Below are 17,296 nucleotides of genomic sequence, written 5' to 3'. Positions count from 1 at the left end.
CACCCGCGTATGAACCACACCGCGATGCAGCTCGTCCTCGCCGCCATCGTCGTCCTCCCCCTTCTCGGCGCCCTGGGCGCCCTCTTCCCCGCGCCGCCCGGCCTCAAGGGCAAGAGCCCCGACCAGGCCGTGCTGCGCCACGGCGTCACCGTCACCGGCGCCGTGTTCGTCCTGTCCGTCGTCCTGGCCGCCGGCTTCGACTACGACGACGCCGGCACCATGCAGGCCGACTCCGACGTCGGCTGGATCCCCGCCCTCGGGATCCGGCTCCACCTCGGCGTCGACGGCGTATCGCTCCCCCTCCTCGTCCTCACCGCGCTGCTCACCTTCCTCTGCGCGGTCTACGGCTACTTCGTCATGCCCGCCGGGCCGTCACCCCGGGCGTTCGTCGCGCTGCTGCTCGTCCTCGAAGGCGGCATGCTCGCCACCTTCGCCGTCCTCAACCTGCTGCTCTTCTTCCTGGCGTTCGAGATGGTGCTCATCCCGATGTACTTCCTCATCGCCCGCTGGGGCGGCGCCGGACGGACCGCAGCCGCCTGGAAGTTCATCCTCTACACGCTGCTCGGCTCCGTCGTGATGCTCCTCGGCCTCCTCCTCGTCGGGTTCCAGGGCGGCACGTTCGACATGGTGGCACTCGCCACTGACAACGGCGCCAAGCTCACCCACACCACGCAGCTCATCGCGGTCCTCGCCATCGGCGTCGGCCTCGCCGTGAAGACCCCGATGTGGCCGCTGCACAGTTGGCTCCCCGACGCCCACACCGCCGCGCCCACCGTCGGCTCCGTGCTCCTCGCCGGCGTGCTGCTGAAGATGGGCACGTACGGGTTCGTGCGCGTCCTGCTGCCCGTCGCCCCCGACGGCATGGAGACGTACGCGCCCTACCTCGCCGCCTTCGGCGTCACCGGCATCCTCTACGGCTCCCTCGCCTGCCTCGCCCTCGCCAGGAACGGGGCGCGCGGCGACCTCAAGCGGCTCATCGCCTACTCCTCCGTCGGCCACATGGGCTTCGTGCTCCTCGGCATCTCCACGCTCACCCCCACCGGTGTCAACGGCGCGCTCTTCGCCAACATCGCCCACGGCCTCATCACCGGCCTGTTCTTCTTCCTCGTCGGCGCCCTCAAGGAGCGCACCGGCACCACCGACCTCGACGCCCTCGCCGGCCGCACCGGCGCCGCCCTCTACGGCAGCGCCCCGCGCCTGGGCGCGCTGCTCGTCTTCGGCGCCGTCGCGTCGCTGGGGCTGCCGGGGCTCGCGGGGTTCTGGGGCGAGATGCTGGCGATGTTCGCGGCGTACGACCCGGCCGCCGGTCTCCCGCGGCCCGCGTACCTGGTCTCCATGGCCGTCGCGGGCTTCGGCACCCTGCTCACCGCCGCGTACCTCCTGGTCGTCGTCCGCCGCGTCTGCATGGGCGACAGGACGCCGGGGGAGCGGCCGGCCTTCGGTGACGTACGCCGCTACGAGATCGCCGCCTGGAGCCCGCTCGTCACCCTCACCGTCCTCGCCGGCCTCTGGCCCGCCGCACTCCTCGGCCTCACCGACCCGGCCGTGCAGAAGCTCCTCGCGGGAGGAAGCTGATGACGTACGCACACGCCGCCGCACCCTCATCCGGCGGGACCGGGGCAGGCGGGACCGCGGACACGGTCCTCGCCGAGTCCGTCGTGCAGTCCGTCGACTGGCTCGCCGTGGCGCCGCCCACGATCGTCGCCGTGGCCGCCGTCGCGCTGCTGGTCGCCGACCTCTTCGTACCCGAGCGCGCCAAGCACCTCCTGGGCTGGGGCGCGGTCGCCGCCCTCGCCGTCTCCCTGCTCGCGCTCCTGCCGCTCCTCGACGGCGACCGCAGCACCTTCTGTCTCACCGACGATCCCGACGTCTGCAGCTACACCGCCGACCGCTTCGCGCTCGTCGTACAGCTCCTGGTGCTCGCGGGCGCGCTGCTCGCCGCGCTGCTGTCCGTGCACGACGTGCGGGCGACGAAGCTGCCCGCGGGGGAGTTCTGGTTCCTCCTGCTGGCCTCGGCCGCGGGCGCGGCGCTGCTGCCCGCCGCGCGCGACCTGGCCACGCTCGTGATCGCCCTGGAGGTCGCCTCGCTGCCGGCGTTCGCGCTGGTCGGCCTCCGCCGCGGGGACCGGCTGTCGTCCGAGGCGGCGCTGAAGTTCTTCCTCTCCTCCGTCACCGCGACCGCCGTCATGCTCCTCGGCATCAGCTTCGTCTACGCCGCCGGGGGCAGCCTGCACCTGGCGCGGCTGTCCGACGGGCTCGCGACGGCACCGGAGCGGCTGGAGACGCTGGCGGCGGCGGGGGTGGTGCTGACGCTGGTCGGGTTCGCCTTCAAGACGGCGGCGGTGCCGTTCCACTTCTGGGTGCCCGACACGTACGTCGGCGCGCCGATCCCGGTGGCCGCGTATCTGTCGGTCGTCGGCAAGGCGGTGGGCTTCAGCGGGCTGATCCTCGTCACCGTGCTGGCCTTCCCGGCGTACGACGAGGTGTGGGGCCCGGCGATCGCGGTCCTGGCGGCGCTGACGATGACCGCGGGCAACGTGGCCGCCCTGCGCCAGCGCGTCGACGCCCCGCACAGCGCCGTCCGGCTGCTGGCCTGGTCGTCGGTGGCGCAGGCGGGCTACCTGCTGGTCCCCATCGCCGCCGCGGCCTACGCCGACGAGCCGGAGCGCGCGGTGGGCTCCACGCTCTCGTACGCCCTGATGTACGGGGTGGTGAACCTCGGCGCCTTCGCGGTGGTCGCCGCGGTGGCCGCGAAGGGCGGCCGCGGCGGCCGGATCACCGACTACCGGGGCCTGGCGGCGACGCGGCTGCCGGTCGCGCTGGCGCTCGCGTTCTTCCTGATCAACCTCGCCGGGCTGCCGCCGGGGATCATCGGCCTCTTCGCGAAGGTGACGGTCCTGGGCGCCGCGGTGGACGCGGGTCTGGGGTGGCTGGCGGTGGTCATGGCGGCGAACGTGGTGGTGGGGTTGTACTACTACCTGCAGTGGACGGCGCTGCTGTTCCGCCCGGCGCCCGCGGCTCCGGACGGCGGTCCGTCCCCGGTCCGTACCGCCCTGACCGCCCCGCTGCGCGGCGCCATCGGCCTGACGGCGGCGCTCGGCGTCGCGCTCTCGGGCGCGCCGCAGCTCGTCCTCCGCTTTGCGGGCGAAGTCCTGCTGTAGCGCCGCCTCACCCGCGCGGCGCCCGGGGAATCTGCGCTGACCAGGGAACTTGGCCGGTAGGCCGGGCGTTCTGTGCGGGGGAGGGGTCCACTGGAAGGAGACGGCCGACACTCGCGCCGGCAGGCTTTGGAGGGCACACCGTGCACCGGTCGAACAACGGGCTGAAGACAGCCGCGCTCCTGGGCGGCATGTCAGCGCTGATCTTGCTCATCGGCAGCATTTTCGGCCGTACGGGCTTGGTCATCGCGCTCGTCGTGGCCATCGGCACCAACGCGTACGCGTACTGGAACAGCGACAAGCTGGCCCTGCGCGCGATGCGCGCCCGCCCGGTGAGCGAGATCGAGGCGCCGAATCTCTACCGCATCGTGCGCGAGCTCTCCAACGAGGCCCGCCAGCCGATGCCCCGGCTCTACATCTCGCCGACCCCGGCCCCGAACGCCTTCGCCACCGGCCGCGACCCGCGCAACGCGGCGGTCTGCGTCACCGAGGGCATCCTGCAGATCCTCGACGAGCGCGAGCTGCGCGGGGTCCTCGGGCACGAGCTGATGCACGTCTACAACCGGGACATCCTCATCTCGTCGATCGCGGGCGCGCTCGCGTCGGTGGTGATGTTCCTGGTGAACTTCGCCTGGCTGATCCCGAGCGGCGACCGCAACGGCAACGGGCCGGGCCCGTTCGGCATGCTCCTGGTGCTCTTCCTGGGCCCGGTGGCGGCGAGCATCATCAGGCTCGCGGTCAGCCGCTCCCGCGAGTACGAGGCCGACCAGACCGGCGCCCGGCTCACCGGCGACCCGCTGGCCCTGGCGAGCGCCCTGCGGAAGCTCGAAGCGGGCACGAAGCAGCTCCCGCTGCCGCCGGAGCCGCGGATCGAGACGGCGAGCCACATGATGATCGCGAACCCGTTCCGGCAGGGCTCGGGCAACATGTCGCGGCTGTTCTCGACGCACCCGCCGATGGCGGAACGTATCGCCCGGCTGGAGCGCATGGCGGGCAGGGACCTGGGGCACTGAGGGGCTGCTGGCCGTGGGCCGGGTGGGTCAGCGTAGGACCCATGTCAGGTGCTTCTGGAGCCGGCTGCGCCGGTGTGACGAGGACGTCCCGCTAGCGGCGGGACGTACGTCACTCTTGCGCCCGTAGACGCGTCTCCGCGTTGTCACGGGCTCCGTAGATGGTTCGTACGGTTCCGTCGCTTCGAGAGCGATCGACGGAGCGGCCCCTTTGTGCTGCCCGGAACTCGTCTTCCGGGCAACGGAGCTTCCAGGTGTTCTCAGGCATTCTCTCCGCGCGGGGGCTCCGCGTCCCCGGCGCGCGCATGGCCGGCTGGGCGACCGCTCCCGCCGTTCCTGCGCCGGCGGCGCCGGAGCGCCTGGAGACCGGTCAGGCCGAGACGTTCCGGCTGGTAACGACGGCGTACCGCCGGGCCGACGGGTCGACTCCCGCCCGGCAGCTCTCCGACGCAGTCCCGGCCACCTGCGCCTCGTGCAGAACGTGGCGGCCGGGACAACGGACGAAGTCCACCGTCGCGGTTCTCAGCCGCGGCCCTCAGCCGGGCCCCTCAGACGCGGCGCACCTGCATCACGGCGACGCGGGCGTCGTGGCCGTCCACGTACATGGGGACGACCTTCGTCCAGCGCAGCCGCAGTTGGGTGCCGTTCGTGCCCGGGACCCAGCCGATCTGGTCGATCCCGCTGCCGAAGGCGCGCTTCTCGTAGTCGGGCAGGAGCAGCGGCATCGGGCTGCGGTTCACGTCGCCGGTCCAGATCACCGGGAAGCCGCGGGCGCGCCAGTACCCGAGCACCTCGTCGCGGTGCTTGCGGAAGTGCTGCTGCCACATGTCGTCCCGCCATGCCTCGTACGGGTCCTGCCTGCCGTTGAACGCTCCCGCCACGTAATGGGTGTTGGCGAAGACGAACCTCGTCTGGGGATCGTCCGCCCGCGCCAGCACGGCCTCGGTGATGACCCGGTGCGGCGAGACGCCCGCCTTGCCACCGTGGACGAAGGTGACCCTGCGGTCGACGATGTCGTACGCCTTGGGGATCGACATCGGCACCCGGCTGGCGCTGTCGTGGTTCACGTAGATGTTCCGGTACGCGGTGCCGAAGTACTGGTTGATCCACCGCGGTTCCTGCCCGTCGGCGTCCCCTTCGCCGATCTCTTGCCAGCCCACCAGCGGCTTGGTGAGCCGGCCGTCGACCGTCACGGCGTGCCGGACGTCGCGGATGGCGCGTTCCCGCTGACCGAGGTCGGTGCGCCCGATGTTGGCGGTGACGACGACGAGCCGCTGCCAGCCGTCGGCCGCGTCGGCGCTGCCGGCGGCGGCCAGGGCCCCGGCGGTGCCGGCGACGGCCGCGCCGCCGAGCCCGAGGGCGCGTCTCCTGGTGATCCCTGCCACGACTTCTCCCTCCGCGAACTTCGAGTGTCGTACGGGTGCCGGCTCTTCGGCCGGGTCGCTACTGGACGTAGTAGCCGCCGTCGTTGAGACGCAGCGCGCCGTTGATCAGGTACCGGGGGCCGCCGTCCCACCAGTGCCACACCACCCGGAAGCTGCCGTCGGGGACGGCGAAGACGTCCATGCCGCCCGGCCCGCGGTGGTTGCCGGGCAGGCCGCGGTACGGGCCGAGGCCGCCGGAGCCGGTGTAGCCGAAGTACGGGCGCTCCACGCCGTTGCGGAGGGGCTTGCAGCGCGACGAGGGGAGCGGCGTGGTGCCGCACTCGGCGATGCCCGTGGAGTAGCGGGCGCTGTCCCAGTTGTTGCCGGAGTACATCAGGTACCAGGTGCCGTTGGCCCGCCGCCACATCGACGGGTTCTCGACGACGTGGGTGCCGCCGCTGGTCCCGCGGGTGTCCCAGGTGATGTCGGTGCTCTTCAGCACGTCCCTGCGGGTGCTCCAGACGGCCCGGCCCTCGCTGTCGGTGCGTACGGTCGAGATGCCGGTCTCGGCGCCGGACGCGATTGCGTCGTCCCGGTACGTGACGTACAGGGACCCGCCGCCGACGAAGGGGTTGGCGTCGATCGCCCACCGCCCGCCCGGCGGGCAGGCCCACTCGCCGGCGTTGCGGAACGGGCCGCGGGCGGACGACGAGATCGCCCGGCCGATGCACTTCTGCCCGGAGTCCTTGCGCGAGGCGGTGTAGAACATGAAGTACCGGTCGCCGTAACGGGCCACCCCGGGCGCCCAGATGGCGCCGCCCGGCTCGGCCCAGGCACCCGGCCCGCCGGGCAGCGCGTCGCCGGAGGCGCAGTCGGTCATGCCGACCGTGTTGCCGGAACCGTGCACGAGGACGGGGACGTAGAGCCGCCCGGTGGCCCCCTCGCACCGCTGCCCGCGCCCGGCGGGCACGGTGGTGCCGTACGTGATGAACCTGCCGTCCTTCGCCCGTACGGTGTCGGGGTCGGCCAGTTGGAAGGCCGACTCGTGCGCCAGGGGGGAGACCTCGCCGGTGCCGGTGGCCGCCTTCGGCGCGGCCTCGGACGCGCCCGCGGCGGGGAGCGGTAGACCGGCGGCGCTGCCGATCGCCAGCGAGGTGACGGCGGCGACGGCGACGGCGGCGACGGCGAGACGGACGGACCTCGGCCCGGTCCTGGTCACGGTTCCGGCTGCGGTCCCGGATCCGGCTGCGGCTGCGGTCCCGGCCGGCAGCCGGCGGATACGTCTGCGCACGGTTCTCCCCTTGCCATCGGTGATCCGCCGATTCAAGGAGCCGCGAATACAAAGCGGATACAAGTCGTCGGAGCCGGAGCCTAGAGAACGCGGACGCGGTGAACCACCCCCGTCATGGCGGGAAACCTCCGGTGTCAGCGCGGGGCGTAGCCGAAGGGTTCGTCCGTCGAGACGATCGCGCGGCCCAGCGGCATCAGGGAGACCGGGATCAGCTTCAGGTTGGCCCAGCCGAAGGGGATGCCGATGATCGACAGGAAGAGCGGGATGCTCGTGAGCAGGTGGCCCAGAGCCAGCCACCAGCCGGCGAAGATCACCCAGATCACGTTGCCGACGACCGAGGGCGCGCCCGCGCCCGGGCGTTCCACCGTCGTGCGGCCGAATGGCCACAGTACGTAGCCGGCGATACGCAGCGACGCGATGCCGAACGGGATCGTGATGATCAGGATGAAGCACACCAGCGCCGCGACCGTGTAGGCGATCGCCATCCAGATTCCGCAGAAGATCAGCCACAGGACGTTCAAAAGGAGGTTCAAGGGCTTCATGATCGGCACCTCTCCCGGACACGCGCTTTGCTGCGGTCCGTCGATATCAATTATCGGCACGTCCCCCGCCCGGACGGAAACGCAGCGCGGGACGGGACGGGGCCGCCCCGCGCCAGGGAGAGCGCGGGGCGGCTCCGGGAGCAGCAGGGTCAGACCCCCACCGGGGTACGGTCCTCCTTCGCCGCCGCCGGCGGCGGCGACGCCGCCGGGCTCCGGTGCTTGTGGATCAGCAGCGCCAGCAGCGCACCCAGACCCACCCCGGCCGCGCCGACCCACAGCGCCGGCGTCAGGCCGTCGACGAAGCTCTGGCCCGTCTCGTAGCCGCCCTGGGCGGAGAAGACGGCCGCCAGCAGGGCGATGCCCAGCGCGCCGCCCAGTTCGCGGAGCGCGTTGTTCGCGCCCGACGCGATGCCCTGCTCCTCCGGGGCGACGCTGGACAGGACGACGTTCGCCGAGGGCGCGAAGTACATCGCCATGCCCACGCCGCTCACCGTCAGCGCCGGCAGGATCGACCCGTACGAGAAGCCCACCTCGACCGCCACCGCCCACAGCACCAGCCCCACCGCCTGGAGCGCCAGACCGGCCGCGATGATCGGCCGGCCGCCGATGCGGTCGGAGAGCGCGCCGGCGATCGGGGTGACGATCAGCGGCATCGCGGTCCACGGCAGCATGCGCAGGCCGGCCTCCAGCGGGGAGTAGCCGCCGACGCCCTGGAGGAACTGGCTGAGCAGGAAGATCGAGCCGAACATCCCGACGAACATCAGCACGCTCGCCGCGTTGACGGCGCTGAAGCTGCGGTTGCGGAAGAGGCGCATGGGCAGCATGGGGTTCGCGGCGCGCAGCTCGTACGCGACGAAGGCGGTCAGCAGCACCGGCGCCGCGATCAGCCCGGCGAGGACGGGGGCAGCGGTCCAGCCGTCGGCGTTGCCGCGGACCAGGGCGTAGATGAGGCCGAAGAGCGCGGTGCTGGCGAGCACGGTGCCGGGGATGTCGAGGCGGTCGTTGGGGCCGTGGCTCTCGGCCAGCTTCAGCCGGACCAGCGGGATGAGGGCGATGCCGACGGGCACGTTCAGCCAGAAGATCCAGTGCCACGAGATGTGCTCGGTCAGCGCCCCGCCGACCAGCGGCCCGGACGCGACGGCCAGGCCCTGCACCGCGCCCCAGACGCCGAGCGCCATGCCGCGGCGCGCGGCGGGTACGGCGGCGGAGAGCAGGGTCAGCGACAGCGGCATCAGCAGCGCGGCGCCGACGCCCTGCACGGCGCGGGCGGCGACCAGGCCGTCGATGCCGGTGGAGAGCGCGGCCGCGGCGGAGGAGGCGGTGAAGACGCCGATGCCGACGGCGAACATCCGGCGGCGGCCGAAGCGGTCGCCGAGCGAGGCGCCGAGCATGAGGAGGACGGCGAAGGTGAGCGTGTACGCGCTGACCGTCCACTCCAGATCCTCCATGCCGCCGCCGAGGTCGTCGCGGATGGCGGGGAGCGCGGTGGTGACGACGAGGTTGTCGAGCGCGCCCATGAAGCTGGCGAGGCTGGTGAGGAGCAGGGCCCAGAAGGTGGGGCCGGGGCGGCGGCGGCCGCCGGTGCTGGCTGGGGCGGACATGGGTTCCCTCCGGATTAGTTATCAGTCAATAACTTTCGCGGGCATGCGTGTGCGGTGTACGGGCCGGGTGTGCCGGTGCCGGGTGTGGCGGGGTTGGGCGCGCTAGGTGCGTGGCAGGGTTTCGGGCCAGAAGCCGTCCCACACCCGCTCCCGCGGCGCGTAGCCGAGGGCGACGAGGGTGTTGATCAGCATTCCGTACGCGAGGAAGGTGGCCGCCGTGTCGGCGTCCCCGCCGAGCGTCAGCAGCGCGAAGTCGTAGAGCTGGTCGGACCAGGCGGCCCGGATGGGCTCGCCGAACTCGTGGTCGCCCGCCGACTCGGCCGTGGCCACCGCGACGTACATCTGCATCTGCATCATCAGGCGGTCGCGGTCCTCGATCAGCCGCTGGTACGCCACGGCCATCGCCTTCTCCTCGGTGCCCGCCGGCGCCTCCTCCGCGGCGGCGCGGAGGACGGCCGCGGTCTCCTCGATGCAGCGCAGGGAGGCGGCGAGGAAAATGGCGCGCTTGTTGGGGAAGAGGCGGAAGAGGTACGGCTGCGAGACGCCGACCCGCTTGGCGATCGACTCGGTCGACGTGCCGTGGTAGCCGCCGCGGCCGAACTCCGTGATCGCCGCGCGGATGACGCTCTCGCGTCGCTCTTCTGCGCTCATCCTTCCCATGAGAAGTAAGTTATTGACCAATCACTAACTTGTCAACCCCGGGCCTCCCGTACGGGCCCCCCTCGTCCCGCTACGCCAGCCTCACCACGGCCCGCGACATCCCCAGCACCTTCTGCCCGGCGCTCGTCGCCGTCAGGTCCACCCGGACCGTACGCGCCTCGTCGTCCAACTTCTGCGCGACCTTGCCCGACACCTCGATCACCGCGCCCACGCCGTCGTCCGGCACCACCACCGGCTTGGTGAACCGGACCCCGTAGTCCACCACAGCGCCCGGGTCGCCGACCCAGTCCGTGACCACCCGGATCGCCTCGGCCATCGTGAACATGCCGTGCGCGATCACGTCCGGCAGCCCGACCTCCTTGGCGAACCGCTCGTTCCAGTGGATCGGGTTGAAGTCCCCGGACGCGCCCGCGTAGCGCACCAGCGTCTCGCGGGTCACCGGGAACGACTGCGCCGGCAGCTCCGTACCGGCCTCGACGGCGTCGTACGCCACCTTCGCCACCATCGGCCCTCAGTCCTCTCCGGCGGCGCGGGCCACCAGCTTGATGATCGTCGTCACCACGTGCTCGCCCGCCTCGTCGCGGACCTCGCCGCGCACGTCCATGATGTCGTTCCCGGCCATCGACTTGATCGACTCGATCGTCGACGTCACGGAGAGCCGGTCCCCGGCCCGTACCGGACGGCTGTACGCGAACTTCTGGTCCCCGTGCACCACGCGGCTGTAGTCCAGTCCCAACTGCGGGTCCGCGATCACCTGTCCCGCCGCCCGGAACGCGATCGCGAACACGAACGTCGGCGGCGCGATCACGTCGGGGTGGCCCAGGGCCTTCGCGGCGTCCGGGTCGGTGTACACGGGGTTCGCGTCGCCGACCGCCTCCGCGAACTCGCGGATCTTCTCCCGGCCCACCTCGTAGGGAGCGGTGGGCGGATAACTCCGGCCCACGAAGGACTGATCGAGCGGCATGAACCCTCCTGTCGCGCGGGCGGGGCGGGGCGGGGTGTGGGGTGGGGGTGGCTGAGCGAGCGCGGAGTGAAGCGCGGCGAACCCCTCGTCCCGGGTGGGACGAGGGGTTCGATGGCCTGCGTTCAGCGAGTCTCGCGGTGCGCCGTGTGGGCGTTGCAGCGAGGACAGTGCTTCTTCATCTCAAGACGGTCCGGGTCGTTGCGCCGGTTCTTCTTGGTGATGTAGTTCCGCTCCTTGCACTCCACGCAGGCCAGCGTGATCTTCGGGCGGACGTCTGTGGCAGCCACGTGAGTGCTCCTTGACGAACGGACAGCTTCTTCAACGCAGAAAGCGTAGCCGATCGAAGGTCCGACCCTGCAATCGACTACTTGAGGTGAGTAGCGGTGACCGGACTTGAACCGGTGACACAGCGATTATGAGCCGCTTGCTCTACCGACTGAGCTACACCGCTGCGATGCTCTGCACCTCCCAGGATAGCGAGGTGCGAACCGCATCAGAGCCCCAAAACGGAATCGAACCGTTGACCTTCTCCTTACCATGGAGACGCTCTGCCGACTGAGCTATTGGGGCGAGCGATGAAGACACTACACGCTGAGCGGCCGAAGGTGAAATCAGTAACCCTCCCTTGATCGCGCCCGCTCGAACACGCCGATCACCGCCTGTGGGCGGACCTGCGCTGCCGGTGCGCGGGACCTGCCGGTTGCCACGCCGATACGACTTTTCCCTCCTCCATGGCGTGCACGCCCGCCCCGCCTAGGCTCGTTCGCGCTGCTCGATACAGTCTGATGGCTTTTGATCATGGCTGTGCGATTTTGCTCACATCATGGATGTTTACCCTGACCTGCCCGCAGGAGTCACATGCCCCCCAGCAGCCCTCCGCACCAGCCCCGGCACGGGTCCGCAGAGGAGGAGGGAACGGCTGTGCTGTGCGGGGCGCGGCTCGCGGACGGCAGGACGGTGGACGTACGGCTCGGGGGCGGCCGGATCCTGGCGGTGGGGCCGGCGGGGAGCCTGGCGGGGCCGACCGGCGGGTGCGGGCCGCGGGTGGATCTCGGGGGGTATGTGCTGCTGCCGGCGCCGGTGGAGGCGCATGCGCACTTGGACGTGGCGTTGACGGGGGCGGCGGGTGCGGGTGCCGGTTCGGGTTCGGGTTCGGGGGTGGGTTCGGGTGAGGGCGCAGGTGCGGGTGCCGGTGCGGGCGTGGGCGCCCCGGGGGCCGGCGGGGGTGCGGGGGCTGCCGGTGCCGGTGTGCAGCGGCGGGCCGTCGAGGCGGCGCTGCTCCAACTCGGGCACGGCGCCACCGCCTTGCGCACGCACGTACGGATCGGCGGCGGTGCCGGGCTCGACGACCTCCGCGCCGTGCTCGCCGCCCGTGCCGCGCTGCGGGGGCTCGCCGACGTCGCCGTGGTCGCCGTGGCCCCGGTGCTGACCGGTGTCGCGGGGGCCCGGGGGCGGGCGCTGCTCCACGACGCCGTCGCCATGGGCGCGACGGCGGTCGGCGGCTGCCCGGACCTGGACCCGGACCCGGCGGGGTACGCGGAGGCGGTGCTGCGCGTGGCCGCGGAGCACGGGTGCGCGGTCGACCTGCACTGCGACGGCGCGGATCCCGCACGGCTCGACCGGGTGGCGGCGGTGGCGGGGGAACTGCGGTGCGGGGTGGCCGTCGGGCCGTGCGGCGGGCTGGCGCGGATGCCGTACGAGACGGCGGCGGGGGTGGCCGAGCGGCTGGCGGGTGCGGGGGTGGCGGTGGTGTGCCTGCCGCAGGGCGACTGCGGTGCGGTGCGGGGGGTGGAGGGCGGCGGTGCGGCTCGTGGCGGTCCCGCTCGCGGCGCGCGGCCGTTCGCGTACGCCCCCGTGCGGCTGCTGCGCGCCGCCGGCGTGTGCGTCGCGGCGGGGACCGGTGCCGTACGCGACGAGGTGAACCCCGTGGGGGGCGGGGATCCGCTGCAGTCCGCGTACCTCCTCGCCTCGGCGGGCGACGCCGAGCCGGCGGCGGCGTACGCGACGGTGGCCGGGCAGGCGCGCGCGGTGCTGGGGCTGCCTGAGGTGCGGGTGGAGGCGGGATTTCCCGCGGAGTTGCTGGCGGTGCGGGGCGACTCGGTCGCGGGTGCGCTGTCGCTGGGGTACAGCCGGATCGTGATCCACCGCGGGCGGGTGGTGGCCCGTACGAGCGCGGTGCGGGAGTACTGCGACTCGGGAGCCGCGGACCTGGACCTGCCCCGCCAGGGCCTGCGGCGTACGGCGGGCTGAGGACCGGCTTTTCAGGCTCGGGGGCGGGTGGCCCCGGGGCCCCTGGGGGTGGCCCCTGGGGGAGGGGCAGGCGGCCGCGGGCCGGGCGTCGTTGTCAGACGGGGCGCATACCCTTGGGCGGGTGTGCGGGTGACGGTGTATGAGGGGAAAGCGTGCGGGCGGGGAACGCGCGTGGGGAGCGTGCGGGTGGAAGGCCCGCCGCCTGGAGCGTGCGGCGCAGGGCCCGGGGGTGTGGCGGGGGAGGTGACGCGGGGTCCCGGTCCGCCGACTGCCGCACGTCGCGCGTGCCGGGCGGTCAGGCGTTACGGTCGGAGCCATGCGCATCGTCATCGCTGGAGGACACGGTCAGATCGCCCTGCGGCTTGAGCGGTTGCTCGCCGCCCGGGGCGACGAAGTCGCGGGGATCATCCGCCGCCCCGAGCACGCCGACGACCTGCGGGCCGCCGGTGCCGAACCCCTCGTCTGCGACCTGGAGTCCGCGGGTGCCGACGAGGTCGCCCGGCTCCTCGAAGGCGCCGACGCCGCGGTGTTCGCCGCCGGTGCGGGGCCCGGCAGCGGTGAGGCGCGCAAGGACACCGTCGACCGCGGTGCCGCCGTGCTCTTCGCCGACGCCGCGGTGGCGGCCGGCGTGCGGCGCTTCCTCGTCGTCTCGTCCATGGGTGCCGGGAGCGAGCCTCCGGCCGGCGGAGACCCGGTGTTCTCCGCGTACCTGCGGGCGAAGACCGCCGCCGACGAGTACGTGCAGGCCCGGGACGGCCTGGACTGGACGATCCTGCGGCCCGGGTCGCTGCGCAACGACGCCGGTACCGGCCTGGTCGACCTCGCCGCGAAGACGGGCCGTTCCGCGGTCCCGCGCGACGACGTGGCCGCGGTGCTGGTCGCGCTCCTGGACGAGCCCCGGACGGTGGGCCTGACGCTGGAACTCGTCGAGGGCAGCACCCCGGTGCTGGACGCGGTCGCGGCGGTGGCGGCCAAGGAGTAGGTGCAGTCGGCGGGGCCCGGCGCTGCGGGTCGGTGCGGGATCGCCGCCGCCCGTTGCGCCCGTCCCGCCCCGCCACGCCCGCCAACCCGCCCGCCTGGACGGCGAGCTGCTGACGCTGGGTGCGTCGGTGGAGGGGCGGCTGGACGCGTGGCGGGCGCCGCGGTACCTGCCGTCGGTGGGCATGGCTGAGTGAGTACGGGCACGGGGCCGCGGCCCCGGGTCAGCCCTCCCGCAGCACCTCCGCCAGCGCCGGGAGCACCTGCGAGGACCAGCCGCCGCCCATGATCCGGTGGGCCCGGCGCTGGAGCGGGTCGTCGGGGTCGAAGCCGGCGTGGACGAGGAAGAGGCGGGTGCCGCGGCCCTCGGGGGCGAGGGTCCAGGTGATCGTCCAGTCGGCGGTCCCGGGCCCGGTCCCGTCCCCGGTGCCGCCCGCGGCGCCCGGCTCCGCGTCGGTCCAGCGCACGCGGAGCATCCGCTCCGGTTCGTACGCGAGGACCTCCTCCGCCACCGTGCCCGAGAAGCCGGTGCCGGGGCGGGGGAGCGCCCGCATCGTGGTGCGGTGGCCGACTTCGAGGCGGAAGTCGCCCGGCATGAGCCAGCGGGCGCGCAGTCCGGGCTCGGTGAGGGCCCGCCACACCGTGCGGGGCGGGTGGGGGAGGAAGGCGTCGAGCCGGATCTCGGTGGGGTCCGCGGGCTCGGGGAAGCCGGGGACGCTCATGCCCCGGCCCCGGTCCCGGTCCCGGCCCCGGGGCCGCCCGCACGATCCGCACCATCCGCACGGTCCCGGTCCCGGCCCCCGTCGCCGTCCGCCTCCGGCAGGTCGTCCAGCAGCTCCGCCAGGTCCGCCAGCTTCGCCCGCCAGAACCGCTCGTACGGCCCCAGCCAGTCCCGTACCTCCGTCAGCGGCTCCGCCTCCAGCCGGTAGATCCGCTGCCGCCCCGCCCGCTCCTCGCTGACCAGCCCGGCCTCCCGCAGTACCTTCAGATGCTCCGAGAGGCTGGGCCGCCGCATGTCGAAGTGCGCCGCCAACTGCTGTACGGGCTGGGGGCCCTCGTCACGCAGCAGCCGCAGCACCTCGCGCCGTACGGGACTGGACAGCGCGCCGAAGACGCGGTCCTCGCCGCGGGTGTCCTGTGTCGCAGGCAAGTCCGCCGTCTCCTCTCTCCCCGGGCGTCAGCCCTCCGCGGAGAGCACGAACCGGTTCCCGTCGGGGTCCTCCAGGGTCGCCTGGCGGCCCCACGGCTGGTCGTCCGGGCCCTCGACCTTAGCGCCCGCGGCGCGCAGAGCGGCGCAATCGCCGTCGAGGTCGGCGCTGACGAGCGCCGTGCCGTGGACGCTGCCGGGGGTGAAGCCCTGCTCCGCGGCGGCGAGCACGAAGTGGGTCTGCGCGCCCTCCGGCGCGACGGCGAGCCAGCGGACGGGGCCCATCTGCCGGTCGGCGACGACGTCGAAGCCGAGGGCGTCGGTGTAGAAGGTCTTGGCCCGGTCCTGGTCGGCGACGGGCAGGGTCACGAACTGCGCATGGGTGATGTTCATGCGGCAGATGATACGTAGGAAATCTCCTACGTATCAACCCGGACCGGGTACGGCCGGCGGCGGCGGGCCCGGCGGCCGGGGGTTCTCGTCGCCCTCGTACGCCGCGAGCGCCGCCTGCCGCAGCTCGAACAGACCGGCCAGATCCGTGGCGCCGATGTCGTCCCGCGCGAGCAGCACGGTGGCCCGCGCCTCCACCGCGCCCCATGCCTGCCGCGACCACTTGTTCGCCAGCCGCCGCCGCTCGCTGCGCAGGAACGCCGCCCCCGCCGCGAACCCCGCCGAGACCAGCGTGCCCAGCGCCGCCGGCACCCGCGCGTCCGCGGACGCCAGCGCCGCGGCGCCGGAGACGGCGGCGAGGAGGGCGGCCGGGAAGCCGAGGGCGATGTCGGTCTTGGCCCAGAACTCGGCCCTGCGGTGGGCGAGTCTCCGCTGGCGCGTCGCGTCCTCGCGTAACCGCTCCACTTCGGTACGCAGCCGGTGCGCGGGCTCGTCCGGGGTGGCCGGTGGGGTGCCGTCGGTGGTCGTGGCCATAGTCGATTGCAGCACGGCGGCCGCCGCGGCGGAGGTGCGCCGGGGCCACAGTCCTCGGCGCGTACGGTCGTCGGCTTCCGCCAACGGCGCACCCGCACGGCGGAGTTGAGGGCCCGCGGGGGTACGGGGCCTGCCCGGCGCGCACGCGGCCCGGCCCGCCTTCACCGGTACCGGCGCGTCCCCGCCAGCCACGCCCCCGCCGCCACCGCGAGCACCGCCCCCGCCGTCGCGGCCTCCGCCGTACCGAGCGGCAGCAGCGCCCCGCCGAGCAGCGTGCCGAGCCCGATGCCGGTGTAGATCGCCGAGGCGTTGAGCCCCACCACGAGCGCCGTCTCCTGCGGCGCGGCGGAGATGAGGCGGTGCTGCTGCGGCGGGGTCTGGCACCAACTGCTCGCGCCCCACGCCACCATCGCCGCCGCCGTCAGCGGCAGGAAGCGCAGCCCCGCCGCGGCCGACAGCGCGAGGACGCCGAGGCCCGTCGCCATCAGCGCGTACCCGAAGGCCAGCACCCGCACCGCGCCCCAGCGGTCGGTGGCCAGACCGGCGGCGAAGTTGCCCGCCACCGCCCCGGTTCCGTACAGGCAGAGCATCCACACCGCCCCCGAGGCGTCCACGCCCACGTCCGCCAGGACGGGCACGGTGTACGCGTAGACCGTGTACCCCGCGCCCATGCCCAGCGCGGTGAGCGGCAGCACGGCGAGCACCCCGGGGCGGCGCAGCGCGCGCAGCCGTGCCCGCAGCGGCACCGGCGCCCCGCCGGGCAGCGGGGGCATGACGGCGTAGACCCCGAGCGCGCAACACGCGCAGAGCGCGGCGACGAGCCCCAGTGCCGTACGCCAGTCCACCGCCCGCTCGGCGAGCGTGCCCAGCGGCACGCCCAGCGCGGTGGCCATGGTCAGGCCGCCGATGACGACCGCCAGCGCCCGCGCCCGCCGCTCGGGCGGCGCGAGCGCGGCGGCGACGGCCCCGGCGCCGGGCGTGAACGCCGCCGCCCCTGCGGCCGCGAGGACGCGGCTGGCCATCAGCACGGGGAGGTCGGGGGCGAGCGCGGAGCCGAGGTTGGCGGCGGCGAGCACGAGCAGGGCGCCGACGAGCAGCGTCCGCCGCGGGACGCGGGCGCAGGCGGTGGCGAGCACGGGGGAGAGGGCGGCGTACGCGGCGGCGAAGACGGTGACGGACTGCCCGGCGGCGGACTCGGAGACGTCGAGCGAGCCGGCCATGGCGGGGAGGAAGCCGGCGACCACGAAGGCGTCGGTGCCGACGGCGAAGGTGCCGAGGGCGAGGACGAGGGTGGCGGAGAGCCCGCGCGCCTGGGCGGCTCCGGCCGGCTCCGCGGGCCGGTTGACCGGGATATCTGACATCCCCGTTCCTTTCGTGCGTCGCGTACGTGATACGGCGTCAGGGATA

At 73.5% G+C, this 17,296-nt stretch carries 18 protein-coding genes and 2 tRNA genes; 5 read left to right on the top strand and 15 right to left on the bottom strand.

The window, feature by feature from the left end; all coding sequences use genetic code 11:
- Window positions 1-9 precede the first annotated feature (9 nt).
- From FB457_RS03665 to htpX, 3 genes are all read left to right on the top strand, one after another.
- Entirely contained in the window at window positions 10-1,575 is a 1,566-nt protein-coding gene (locus FB457_RS03665; RefSeq protein ID WP_186461918.1) for an NADH-quinone oxidoreductase subunit M, read from the top strand.
- The gene (locus tag FB457_RS03660) at window positions 1,575-3,161 is read left to right on the top strand and encodes an NADH-quinone oxidoreductase subunit N (RefSeq protein ID WP_145780776.1); all 1,587 of its coding nucleotides are present in this window, start codon (window positions 1,575-1,577) and stop codon (window positions 3,159-3,161) included. Before FB457_RS03665 ends, FB457_RS03660 begins: the two co-directional genes overlap by 1 nt.
- Window positions 3,162-3,301: 140 nt before the next feature.
- Window positions 3,302-4,171, top strand: coding sequence for a zinc metalloprotease HtpX (gene htpX / locus FB457_RS03655; RefSeq protein ID WP_047017509.1), 870 nt, complete (start codon window positions 3,302-3,304; stop codon window positions 4,169-4,171).
- A 545-nt stretch (window positions 4,172-4,716) separates the two neighbouring features.
- Here htpX and FB457_RS03650 read toward each other — a convergent pair.
- The 10 genes from FB457_RS03650 to FB457_RS03605 form a co-directional block, all read right to left on the bottom strand.
- The gene (locus FB457_RS03650) at window positions 4,717-5,553 is read right to left on the bottom strand and encodes a hypothetical protein (RefSeq protein WP_047017510.1); all 837 of its coding nucleotides are present in this window, start codon (window positions 5,551-5,553) and stop codon (window positions 4,717-4,719) included.
- A 58-nt stretch (window positions 5,554-5,611) separates the two neighbouring features.
- Complete coding sequence (locus tag FB457_RS03645; protein ID WP_486588914.1) at window positions 5,612-6,823, bottom strand: glycoside hydrolase family protein; 1,212 nt, start codon at window positions 6,821-6,823, stop codon at window positions 5,612-5,614.
- 134 nt (window positions 6,824-6,957) lie between these two features.
- On the bottom strand, window positions 6,958-7,365 hold the full coding sequence (locus FB457_RS03640; protein WP_047017511.1) for a YccF domain-containing protein: 408 nt from the start codon (window positions 7,363-7,365) through the stop codon (window positions 6,958-6,960).
- A gap of 149 nt (window positions 7,366-7,514) precedes the next feature.
- Window positions 7,515-8,966: a DHA2 family efflux MFS transporter permease subunit gene (locus FB457_RS03635; RefSeq protein WP_047017512.1), complete on the bottom strand. Its 1,452-nt coding sequence runs from the start codon at window positions 8,964-8,966 to the stop codon at window positions 7,515-7,517.
- Between the two features lie 102 nt (window positions 8,967-9,068).
- Complete coding sequence (locus FB457_RS03630; RefSeq protein ID WP_047017513.1) at window positions 9,069-9,617, bottom strand: TetR/AcrR family transcriptional regulator; 549 nt, start codon at window positions 9,615-9,617, stop codon at window positions 9,069-9,071.
- Between the two features lie 79 nt (window positions 9,618-9,696).
- Entirely contained in the window at window positions 9,697-10,131 is a 435-nt protein-coding gene (locus FB457_RS03625; protein ID WP_047017514.1) for a MaoC family dehydratase, read from the bottom strand.
- Between the two features lie 6 nt (window positions 10,132-10,137).
- Window positions 10,138-10,590: a MaoC family dehydratase N-terminal domain-containing protein gene (locus FB457_RS03620; protein ID WP_047017515.1), complete on the bottom strand. Its 453-nt coding sequence runs from the start codon at window positions 10,588-10,590 to the stop codon at window positions 10,138-10,140.
- Window positions 10,591-10,712: 122 nt separating this feature from the next.
- Window positions 10,713-10,877 (bottom strand): 50S ribosomal protein L33, encoded by a 165-nt coding sequence (rpmG, locus tag FB457_RS03615; protein ID WP_004571794.1) that lies wholly within the window; start codon window positions 10,875-10,877, stop codon window positions 10,713-10,715.
- 91 nt (window positions 10,878-10,968) lie between these two features.
- Window positions 10,969-11,041 (bottom strand) — tRNA-Met (locus FB457_RS03610).
- Window positions 11,042-11,087: 46 nt separating this feature from the next.
- Window positions 11,088-11,160 (bottom strand) — tRNA-Thr (locus FB457_RS03605).
- A 288-nt stretch (window positions 11,161-11,448) separates the two neighbouring features.
- Here FB457_RS03605 and FB457_RS03600 point away from each other — a divergent pair.
- Both FB457_RS03600 and FB457_RS03595 read left to right on the top strand, forming a co-directional pair.
- A complete protein-coding gene (locus FB457_RS03600) occupies window positions 11,449-12,840 on the top strand; it encodes an amidohydrolase family protein (protein WP_145780774.1) in 1,392 nt (463 codons plus the stop codon).
- Between the two features lie 316 nt (window positions 12,841-13,156).
- Window positions 13,157-13,822, top strand: a complete 666-nt coding sequence (locus FB457_RS03595) for an SDR family oxidoreductase (protein WP_047017517.1) — start codon at window positions 13,157-13,159, stop codon at window positions 13,820-13,822.
- A gap of 220 nt (window positions 13,823-14,042) precedes the next feature.
- Here the strand turns inward: FB457_RS03595 and FB457_RS03590 are convergent, their stop codons facing one another.
- The 5 genes from FB457_RS03590 to FB457_RS03570 all read right to left on the bottom strand — a co-directional run bounded on the left by FB457_RS03590 (window position 14,043) and on the right by FB457_RS03570 (window position 17,250).
- The gene (locus tag FB457_RS03590) at window positions 14,043-14,540 is read right to left on the bottom strand and encodes an SRPBCC family protein (protein ID WP_145780772.1); all 498 of its coding nucleotides are present in this window, start codon (window positions 14,538-14,540) and stop codon (window positions 14,043-14,045) included.
- The gene (locus FB457_RS03585; protein WP_145780770.1) at window positions 14,537-14,968 is read right to left on the bottom strand and encodes a metalloregulator ArsR/SmtB family transcription factor; all 432 of its coding nucleotides are present in this window, start codon (window positions 14,966-14,968) and stop codon (window positions 14,537-14,539) included. Before FB457_RS03585 ends, FB457_RS03590 begins: the two co-directional genes overlap by 4 nt.
- A 27-nt stretch (window positions 14,969-14,995) precedes the next feature.
- Window positions 14,996-15,358, bottom strand: a complete 363-nt coding sequence (locus FB457_RS03580; RefSeq protein ID WP_047017520.1) for a VOC family protein — start codon at window positions 15,356-15,358, stop codon at window positions 14,996-14,998.
- 33 nt (window positions 15,359-15,391) lie between these two features.
- On the bottom strand, window positions 15,392-15,889 hold the full coding sequence (locus tag FB457_RS03575) for a hypothetical protein (protein WP_047017521.1): 498 nt from the start codon (window positions 15,887-15,889) through the stop codon (window positions 15,392-15,394).
- A 161-nt stretch (window positions 15,890-16,050) separates the two neighbouring features.
- Window positions 16,051-17,250, bottom strand: coding sequence for an MFS transporter (locus FB457_RS03570; protein ID WP_047017522.1), 1,200 nt, complete (start codon window positions 17,248-17,250; stop codon window positions 16,051-16,053).
- Between the last annotated feature and the right edge of the window lie 46 nt (window positions 17,251-17,296).

The sequence above is a fragment of the Streptomyces sp. CNZ287 genome (genome assembly GCF_007827615.1).
Note: the sequence above shows the minus strand (reverse complement) of the source record. Positions and strands in the feature narration are given on the sequence as shown.